The following is a 9,481-nucleotide window of genomic DNA, read 5'->3' as shown; positions in this document are numbered from 1 at the left end:
CAGGTCGATCACGGTGGCGCGCAGGCGAAGGTCGTTGTCGACCAGTTTCTGCTCGTGTTCCTTGATGCGGGTGATGTCGGTGCCGACCGAGACGTAGCCCCCGTCCTTGGTGCGGCGTTCGCTGATATGCAGCCAGCTGCCATCCTCGAGCTGCGCCTCGAAGGTGCGCGCGCCCGGCGCGTGGGTGCCGGCGTCGTGCAGCCGGGTGCGGACCTCCGGCATGCTGCCGACCTCGATCACGGTCTCATAGGAGGTGCCGGGGGTGACCGCCGAATCCGGCAGTTTGTGCAGGCGCTGGAAGTGCGAGTTGCAGAGCACCAGGCGGTCGCTGGCATCCCACAGCACGAAGGCTTCCGGAATGGTCTCGATCGCGTCGCGCAGTCTCAGGTCGGCCTCCACCGTCTTCTCGGCCAGGCTCTTCTGCTCGGTGATGTCGACGGCGATGCCGATCAAATGCAGGCCGGAATCGGCCGCACCCTGGCTGATTTCGCAGCGCACCCGCAGCCAGATCCAGTGGCCGTCGGTGTGCTGCATGCGGAAGGTTTGGTCGATGTGATCGAGCTTCGAGGAAATCAGCTGATCGGCGATCGCGAACAGGTCGATGTCGTCGGATTTCACCAGCGCGTTGACCTCTCCGAAGGTCAGGAGATCGCTGCGGGTGTCGAGGCCGAGCATGGTGAACATCGATTGCGACCAGAAGATCCTGCCGCGCGACAGGTCCCAATCCCACAATCCGCAGCGCCCGCGGTTGAGCGCGGTATCGATACGGCCGCGCACGGCGTCGTTGATGAGGTCGCCTTCGCGGGCGCGGGTCGATTGCCAGTGGAAGGCAAAGCCCAGGATCAGCACGACGAAGCCCGTGGTGGCCGACAGCGTCACCGACAGCGCCGCGTCCGACTGCCAGAGCGAATCGACCCTTTCCTGGATGATGATGATCTGACCGGGCAGCGCCTTGACGATGTGGGCAACCGCCAGCGCGCTGCTGCCGTTCGGGAGGGTGATGTCGCTGACGCCGGGTTGCTGCCCGGGCGTGGCCAGCGGCAGCGCCGCGCTGATGACGTCGAGCAGGCGGCTGGCGTCGCCGATCCCGGCATCGATCGGCACGCGGGCGAGCACGCGCTGGTCGGCGCCGACCACGATGACGTGCCGGCCGGCCGCGACGCCCCACGACGGAATAAGGCCAGGCAGCAATAGCTGCAGGCGCTCGAACGGCGTGCCCGGGTCCTGCCGGACCGAAGCGATGCGGTCGAGACGTTCGGCAAGCACGTCGGCAAGTGCGGCGAGATCGCGCTTGATGGACGCGCGTTTTTGCCGGTTCTGATCGACCACCTGCACGAAGGCGCCAAGGCAGATGGTGATCAGGAACGCAATGATCAGGGTGGGCACTGCGCGGCGAAGCGCAGGCTCCGCTATCAACAGCCGATGGTAGGCCGGTTTCGCGATCGACTGCGCCAATCCTTTGATCGAATCGGATTGTACGCATGCGCCCGCCGCGTGTGCACGCGCCATGCCTTTAGCCCCCTCGGAAACTTTCTCGCACCTTGCCCGGAAGGGCCCCAGTCCCTTTCCGAATCAAGTTGATTTGAATCCAGTTTTCTCGGGCTGTCGAGAGTCAACGATTCGTTAAATCAAATAAATCTTGTCCAACGGAGAATCGCGCCGCGAAATGTCCGCAAAAATACCTGCAAGACGAGTCCGAAACGGGAACGCGCGCCGTCCGGATTCAGCTCACGCGTCCGGCGGCTCGGCGTGGCTGATGACGCGCTTCACGGTCGGGAACGCCCGGCGCAGCGCCCGCTCGATCTCATCGACGTTCTCGTGGACCTTGATCACGCTCATGGACGGCGCGGCGCGGCAATGGAAGTTGACGATTTCGCCGGCGTCGGTATCGCGCACCCGAACGTTGTGGATGTCGTGTATCGCGGTGTCGGCGGCGAAACGCGACAGCGCGCTCTTGATGGTTTCGACGCGGTCGGCCGCGGCATCGGTGCCGTGCGGCAGTTCCGGTTCCAGCGGCTCGATGTGGGTGTCGACCTCGACGTCCTCGCCGAACTCGTCGCGGATGTTTCGCTCCAGTTCGTGGGCGATGTCGTGGGCAGCGGTGAGTGTCATCTCGCCGTCGACTTCGAGGTCGATGCTGACGGTGAGCCTGCCGCCGAGATCGTGCACGGTGACGTGGTGGATGGCCAGACCGGAGTTGCGCGCAATCACCATGATGCGTTCGCGGACGCTCTCATTGTCGCGCGCGACCGGCACGGCGGTGAACGTCAGGTCGGCATCGTCGAGCGCTTTCGCGACCGCCGCTTGCGCCTTTCGCTTGATCTCCTCGACGCGGTCGATCGGAAAGGTGCGCGGCACCTCGACGATCGCGTCGATGAAATGAGTCGACCCGACCAACCGCACCCGCAACCGTTCGACATCGATCACGCCCGGCACCGACCGGATGGCGTCGGTGGCCTTCTCCGATGCGCCTTCGGGCGCGCGATCGACCAGGGTCTCTACGGTGGAGCGCGCCATCCGCAGGCCCAAAAGCGCGATCATGATCGCCACCCCGACGGCGGCGGCGGCGTCGCCCCAGGCATAGCCCAGTGCCGAAAGCGCAAGCCCCGCGATCACGGCGATCGAGCCGAGCACATCGGATGCGAAATGCAGCGCGTCGGCAGCCAGAGCCTGGCTCTTGGTCTCGTGCGCCGTGCGATGCAACGCCCGGGCGCGCCAGAAATTCACCGCGATATCGACCAGCAGGACGATGAAGGGGATGGCCGAGATGATCGGCGGCGGCGCCCCCTCGCGCAGGCGGCTGTAAGACTCGACCAGAATGCCGCCCGCCAGCACATAGAGCAGCGCGATGACGCCCAACGCGGAAACACTTTCGAGCTTGCCGTGGCCGTAATGATGCTCCTCGTCGGCGGGGCGGTCGGAAACCCGCACCACCATCCAGGTGATGACGGTTGCGACTACGTCGACAGAAGAGTGCAGCGCCTCCGAGATCAAGGCGAGGCTGCCGATGGCAATACCGACCGCGAATTTGGCCGCGGCCATGCCGGCGCTGGCAAAGACCGAGATCGCCGCGACGCGGGATTTGATGGTGTGGGCGGGTTCGCTCATGGGCTGCGGTGTAGCAGCCCGCCTTGCAACATTAAAGCGCCGATCGGATTCGTTAACAGTACATGCGAACTGTTCCGATTCAAAAGTGGGTGCCGACATCCTCGGCGATCGCCCTGCCCGAGCTCACGGGTAACCCGACAGCGAAAGCTGGCCGTCCGCGCAGATCATCAGGCGCTTGCGGAACATCGTCAACACGACCAGCCTTCCGTCCGGCAAAATACCGAGTCCGCAAGGCGTGTCGTCCTCGAACCTCGCGTGCTGCTCGCACCCGCCGGAGCAATCGAGACTTAGCAGTGTCCGGTTCATGCAGTCGACGAACCAGAGCCGGCCCGCGTGCCAGCGCGGCCCTTCGAAATAGCGGCCCCCATCGAGCAACCCAACCAGTTCGATCTTTGTCATCACGACGGTCGCTTTTGAGGGGACCCCCGACAGGCTGCGGCCGGTCGGCAATTGCGAAATACGCCGCTACAGCGTCACCACGATCTTGCCGAGATGCCTGTTGGCTTCCATGTGCTCGAATGCCTTGCCGATATCGTCGAAGGCGAACACCTTGTCGATCGGCAGTTGCAGCTTGCGCGATTCCACCGCAGCCCAGATGTCCGTGCGCACTTCGGCAAAAATCTCGCGGATTTCCTCGATCGTGCGGGTGCGGAAGGTGACGCCGATATAGTTGATACGGCGCGCGGCGTGCAGGTCGAAATTGAAATCGCCGTGGGTGCCGCCGAGCCGGCCGACATTGACGATGCGGCCCTTTATCTTGGTGGCCTTGAGATTCTGGTTCGCGACGCCGCCGGAGATCTGATCGACGATCAGGTCGACGCCTTCGCCGCCCGTTGCCTCCAGCACCTGGTCGACCCAGCCGGGATCGGACGAATCCACCGCGAGATCGGCGCCGAATTCCCTCAGGCGCCCGCGCCGCGTCGCGTCGGTGGAGGACCCGATCACGAGCTTGGCGCCCTTGAATTTTGCGATCTGCATCGCCATCAGGCCGACGCCGGAGCTCGCGCCTTGAATCAGGACCGACTGGCCCGGCTGCAACGCGCCGTTGGTGACGACCGCGTTGTGCATGGTCGCCAGCGCAACGGGGAGGGTGGCCGCTTCCTCGAAGTTCATGTTCGAAGGCGTGCGAAACAGCCGGCCGTGATCGGCCAGCGTATATTCCGCGAACGCCGCACTTCCGGAGCCCATGATCTTGTCGCCGACCTTGACGCCCCTGGCGTCGGGGCCGAGTTCGGCGACTTCGCCGGCCCATTCCATGCCGAGCACGGTGCCGAGGCCGCCGGCGCTACCGTGGACGTGGCCCTTGGTCATGCCGAGGTCGGCGCGGTTGAGGCCGCAGGCGCTCACTTTCACCAGCACCTGGGTGCCCTTGGGGGAGGGCTTTGCCACGTCGCCGATGGCGGCGCCGTTGGCGCCGTAAACATAAGCCTTCATGAATTGATTCCTGGTTGATGAAGAGGGGAAGCCGCTTATTCGGCGGCTTCGCGGCGGGCGCCGGACATCATGCCTTCGAGCCGGCTTCGAATGATGGTCTCCGCCTCCTGCATGATGCGCGACACCAGTTCGGCGCAGGAGGGGATATCGTGGATCAGTCCCTGCACCTGGCCTGCGGACCAGATGCCCTCGTCGGCGTCGCCGGTGGCGTACACCATCTTGCCGCGCGCGCCAGCCACGAGTTCGCGGACATCCTCGAATTTCGCCCCTTCCTTCTCCATGGCGACGACCTTGCTGCTGACGGCATTCTTGGCGACGCGCGAGGTGTTGCGCATGGTGCGAAAGATCAGCTCGGTCTCGCGCTCGTCATTGGCGACGATGCGTTCCTTCACGAGCTGATGGATCGGGCTCTCCTTGGTGCACATGAAGCGCGTGCCCATGTTGATGCCCTCGGCCCCAAGCGCCAATGCGGCGACGAGGCCCCGGCCGTCGCCGAAGCCGCCCGAGGCGATCATCGGGATCTTCACCTTGTCGGCCGCGACCGGGATCAGGATCAGGCCGGGGGTATCGTCCTCGCCGGGATGGCCGGCGCACTCGAAACCGTCGATCGAGATCGCGTCGACTCCCATGCGCTCCGCCGACAGCGCGTGGCGGACGCTGGTGCATTTGTGCACGATGATGACGCCGTGCTTCTTGAACTCGGTAACGTGTTCCTGCGGCTTGTTGCCGGCGGTCTCGACGATCTTGATGCCGCTCTCGATGATGGCTTGGCGATACTCCGCATAGGGCGGCGGCTTGATCGAAGGAAGAATGGTGAGGTTGACGCCGAACGGCTTGTCGGTCAGATCGCGGCAGCGCGCGATTTCCTTGGTCAAATCCTCCGGCGTCGGCTGCGTCAGCGCGGTGATGAAGCCGAGCGCGCCGGCGTTGGCAACCGCTGCAACCAGTTCGGCCCTGCCGACCCATTGCATGCCGCCCTGCACGATCGGGTGTTCGACGCCGACCAGTTCGGTAAATCGCGTTTTGAGCATTTTGGCCCTCTGTTTCCCCTGGCGCGGACGATGCGCACGCCTCGTTTATGTGATTTCCCGGGCAGGATGCCGTCAGCCCCCGCAAATGTCCACGGGGAGCGAAGCCGGGCAGGGCAGCGCGATCATGCAAAAACGGGGGCTTTTGTTTCCGCGGGGCGGACAATTCCCTCATACAGCCCGGCGATTTTTGCACGCTGCGCCGCGCGAGGGAAAATCCGGCGCAAGTTCATCCCCCGACCTTGAGCGGCAGCTCAAAGCCGTAGGCGATCGCGGGGAGGGAGCGTCCGGTCAAGCGACGGATCGTGCCGCGGCGGTGGCCTCGTCGTCGAATGCACTCGAAATGTCACGCATGCTGATGACGCCGATCAGGCTGTAATTGTCGATCACAGGCAAATGGCGGATATGGTTCAGGTTCATCAAATGACGAACATGTTCGAGCGTGTCGATCGACTTGCAGGAAACCAGTTGCTGCACGGAGATCAATTGCGAGACCTTCACGTTGACGCCCGCAGCGCCATGCTCGGCAATGGCGCGGACGACGTCGCGTTCGGTGAACATGCCGACCGCGGTATTGCCTTCGGTCCGCACGACGTCCTTGACCACGAGCGCGCTGATATTGCTGGCGCGCATCAATTGAGCGGCAATGCCGACGGTCTCGTTCATTCGCACCGTCGCAACGCGAGCAGTCTTCTTGCGCAGGATGTCTCCAACTTGCATCGCAACCTCCCTTGGGTGAGCCAGGACGTCTTTGGGCAAATCAAATTGGTATACAATATGCCAATTGTCAATTTGATCATGTAGCGAATGTGGCGATCACGGAATCAAAGAAATAGGCAGCAGTATTGACCTTCTGACGATTCAACATTGCTTCCAGGGGACGCGCTTGTGGATATCGCAGGGGCACACGCGACGTCGCGTGGTATGCCTTCGCGTCCACGATCTCGCAGGCAAGGAAAGAGGCGCACCGCGGTGCGCCTCTTGTGGTCTTCGGGAGGTTATCTCTTGTCGAACGACGCTCTTGCCCTGAGCGGCGCGTTACTGGGCGGGGTGTGCGTGTCCGACCGTGGCCTTGTTTTCCGACGCGCTGATCGAGATCCGCATCGGCCGCACCACAAACAGCGCCATTGCCACCACGATGAAGTTCATGATCGCGGCAACGGCGAACACGGCGTACCAGCTGCCAGTATGCGTCTTCAGGATGTTGGCGAGCGGGACGACGAAGGCCGACAGCCCCTTGGCGGTGTAGAGCAGGCTGGTGTTCGTGGTCGCGTATTTCGGCCCGAACATGTCGGTGCAGGTCGAGGGGAACAGGCTGAAGATCTCGCCCCATGTGAAGAAGATCAGCGCCGCGCAGATCACGAAGGTCCATGGAGTGGTGCCCGCCGTTCCCAATAGCCAGTAGGCTACGCCGCCCGCGGTGAAGGCGATCGCCATGGTGTATTCGCGCCCGATCTGGTCCGACACCCAGCCGAAGAACGGCCGTGCGCCGCCGTTGGCGAGATTGTCGATTACGCCGGCGACGATCAGCGTGGAAGCGCCGAACAGGATCACGGTCTGCGAGACGCCATAGTCCTTGGCGATCAGCGCAATCTGCGCGGTGACCATCAATCCGCTAGCGGACACCAATATGAACATGATGTAGAGCAGCCAGAATACCGGCGATGCGAGCATCTGGCCCGGCGTGCTCGAGTTTCTCGATTGCAAGACCTTGACGGCCGATCCGGTCGGAACCTCACCCGGCACCGGCGGGCGAAGCACCCAAGCCACCGCGAAGATGACGGCACCCTGACCGATGGCGAACCAGAAGAAGGTGTCCGCATATCCGATCGAGGCAATCATGTGCTGAATCGGAATCACGGTGACAGCCGCGCCGGCGCCAAATCCGGCCGCGGTCAGGCCAACGGCGAGACCGCGGCGGTCGGGAAACCATTTCACGGAATTGCCGACGCAGGTTGCATAGATGCCTCCGGCCCCGATGCCGGACACCACGGCACCGAGATAGAGCATCTCCAGCGACCCGGCCTTGGCGTTGATAAGCCAGCCGATCGCAACCAAAATACCACCGGCCGCGACCATCAGTTTTGGGCCGCGCTGACCGAGCGAGTCGACGATCCATCCTTCAAGCGGGGTGAGCCAGGTTTCCAGCGCGACGAAAATACTGAAGGCGACCTGGATGCCGGCGACGTCCCAGGAATTCGCTTTCGCCATCGGGGCGACGAAATAAGTCCAGCCATACTGGAGGTTGGCGATCATCGCCATGCAGACGACGCCGATGATAAGTTGCATCCAGCGAAAGCTGTTGGACGGTGCCTGAGTTGGCGCGGTTGCTGCGTTAGCGATCATTGTTTCCTCCGAAATTCGCGCTTTTTTCAATCTGACCCATGAGTCCGCCGGCGCTTCGCCCTAAAGTCTGGTATATTATATTCCAATGTGCAAGTTCGAATTTAGTCGAGTAGGCCCGGTGCGCGGCGGCGCTACGCCTCGCCAAAGGAAGCATCTCCAGCCCGTCAAGGTCACAAAAAAGCGCCCATCCTGCATGATGGGCGCGCTACTCGCAGTTATGCCAGCGTGACTTACGCCAGGGCCTCGTAACGCAAGAGCCTGTTACGCAATAGCCGTGGCGATGACTGAGCGTCGCCAGGGTTTGAGCACGACGAGCGCGAGAAGTGAGGCAAGGATGTTCGCGCCTGCAGCAATCAGGAAAACCCGGTCCCACGAACCGGAAGACTGCTGCATGTAGTTCGCAACTGGTACCAGAAGGGCTGCGGTGCCCTTCGCCGTATAGAGCAGGCCGGCATTGGTGGTGGCGAATTTCGAGCCGAATGTATCGGTACAGGTCGATGGGAAGAGTGAGTAGATCTCGCCCCACGCAAAAAACACCAGTCCCGACAGCACCACGAACCAGATCGGATCCTGGCCGAACACGTAGAGCGCCCAGATGCCCAGGCCTTCAAGGCCGAAGGCGATGAACATGGTGTTCTCGCGGCCGATCTTGTCGGACACCCAGCCGAAGAACGGCCGGGTCAAACCGTTCAGGATGCGATCGATCGTCGCGGCAAAGGTGACGGCGGTCATTGTCATCGCCATCAGCGTCACCGGAATGTTATCGATCTTCCAGTCGACCGCGATCGGCTTGAGGTTGGCGGTGATCATCAAGCCGCCGGCGCCGACGATCACGAACATGAAATACATCAGCCAGAAGATCGGATTGCGGATCACCTCCGAGGGCTCGTAATCGCGCCGGGTCTGGATCACGTGGGTATTCTTCACCGCGGCAGGAACCTGTCCTGCCTTGGGCGCGAAGAGGAAGAATGCGAGGACGACAATGATCATGCCCTGTCCGAGGCCGAAATAGAGAAACGTGCTCTGGAAGCCGGAATCCTTGATCATGGCCTGGATCGGCGCAACGGTGAGCGCCGAACCCGCGCCGAAGCCCGCCGCCGTGATGCCCGCGGCGAGGCCGCGCTTGTCAGGAAACCATTTGAGCGCGTTGCCGACGCAGGTGCCATAGACGCCGCCGGCGCCGATACCCGCGACGATCATGCCGAGATAATAGCCGTTGAGCGTGGTCGCCTCGGCGTTGATTGCCCAGCCGATGGCGCAAAGGATGCCCCCGATCAGGACCACCACGCGTGGACCGTATTTATCTACGAACCAGCCTTCGATCGGCACCAGCCAGGTTTCGAACAGGACAAACAGGGTGAAAGCCAGCTGGATCGATGCACGATCCCATCCGAATTCTTTCTGGATGTCGGGGACGAAAAATGTCCAGCCGTATTGGTAATTGGCGATCATTACCATGGCGGCGACGCCAATCGCCAGTTGTGTCCAGCGATAGGTATCGCTGACTCGGGCGGCGGCTGGTGCTGCCCCGTGAACCATGTCCGTCATAAATCTCCCCACGATAC

The 9,481-nt window shown here is 62.7% G+C and carries 8 protein-coding genes; all 8 read right to left on the bottom strand.

Features of this window, described 5'->3' with window-relative positions:
• The coding region (locus QZ213_RS03145) for a PAS-domain containing protein (RefSeq protein WP_291684592.1) at positions 1 to 1,509 on the bottom strand (1,509 nt) is incomplete at its 3' end.
• A 219-nt stretch (positions 1,510 to 1,728) separates the two neighbouring features.
• A complete protein-coding gene (locus tag QZ213_RS03140; protein ID WP_291684591.1) occupies positions 1,729 to 3,108 on the bottom strand; it encodes a cation diffusion facilitator family transporter in 1,380 nt (459 codons plus the stop codon).
• A 123-nt stretch (positions 3,109 to 3,231) separates the two neighbouring features.
• Complete coding sequence (locus QZ213_RS03135) at positions 3,232 to 3,558, bottom strand: hypothetical protein (protein ID WP_291684590.1); 327 nt, start codon at positions 3,556 to 3,558, stop codon at positions 3,232 to 3,234.
• A 15-nt stretch (positions 3,559 to 3,573) separates the two neighbouring features.
• On the bottom strand, positions 3,574 to 4,542 hold the full coding sequence (locus tag QZ213_RS03130; RefSeq protein ID WP_291684589.1) for a zinc-binding dehydrogenase: 969 nt from the start codon (positions 4,540 to 4,542) through the stop codon (positions 3,574 to 3,576).
• A gap of 35 nt (positions 4,543 to 4,577) precedes the next feature.
• A complete protein-coding gene (locus QZ213_RS03125; protein WP_291684588.1) occupies positions 4,578 to 5,573 on the bottom strand; it encodes a nitronate monooxygenase family protein in 996 nt (331 codons plus the stop codon).
• Positions 5,574 to 5,861: 288 nt separating this feature from the next.
• On the bottom strand, positions 5,862 to 6,290 hold the full coding sequence (locus tag QZ213_RS03120; protein ID WP_291684587.1) for a CBS domain-containing protein: 429 nt from the start codon (positions 6,288 to 6,290) through the stop codon (positions 5,862 to 5,864).
• Between the two features lie 318 nt (positions 6,291 to 6,608).
• On the bottom strand, positions 6,609 to 7,859 hold the full coding sequence (gene oxlT, locus QZ213_RS03115; RefSeq protein WP_291684586.1) for an oxalate/formate MFS antiporter: 1,251 nt from the start codon (positions 7,857 to 7,859) through the stop codon (positions 6,609 to 6,611).
• 318 nt (positions 7,860 to 8,177) lie between these two features.
• Positions 8,178 to 9,464: an oxalate/formate MFS antiporter gene (gene oxlT / locus QZ213_RS03110; protein WP_291684585.1), complete on the bottom strand. Its 1,287-nt coding sequence runs from the start codon at positions 9,462 to 9,464 to the stop codon at positions 8,178 to 8,180.
• Positions 9,465 to 9,481 lie beyond the last annotated feature (17 nt).

The organism is Bradyrhizobium sp. (assembly GCF_017881085.1).
Lineage (GTDB): Bacteria > Pseudomonadota > Alphaproteobacteria > Rhizobiales > Xanthobacteraceae > Bradyrhizobium.
Note: the sequence above shows the minus strand (reverse complement) of the source record. Positions and strands in the feature narration are given on the sequence as shown.

Coding starts and splice junctions, on each gene's coding strand:
- QZ213_RS03140 (WP_291684591.1), bottom strand. CDS start 3,108: ATGAGCGAACCCGCCCACACCATCAAATCCCGCGTCGCGGCGATCTCG.
- QZ213_RS03130 (WP_291684589.1), bottom strand. CDS start 4,542: ATGAAGGCTTATGTTTACGGCGCCAACGGCGCCGCCATCGGCGACGTG.
- QZ213_RS03125 (WP_291684588.1), bottom strand. CDS start 5,573: ATGCTCAAAACGCGATTTACCGAACTGGTCGGCGTCGAACACCCGATC.
- QZ213_RS03120 (WP_291684587.1), bottom strand. CDS start 6,290: ATGCAAGTTGGAGACATCCTGCGCAAGAAGACTGCTCGCGTTGCGACG.
- oxlT (WP_291684586.1), bottom strand. CDS start 7,859: ATGCAACTTATCATCGGCGTCGTCTGCATGGCGATGATCGCCAACCTC.
- oxlT (WP_291684585.1), bottom strand. CDS start 9,464: ATGACGGACATGGTTCACGGGGCAGCACCAGCCGCCGCCCGAGTCAGC.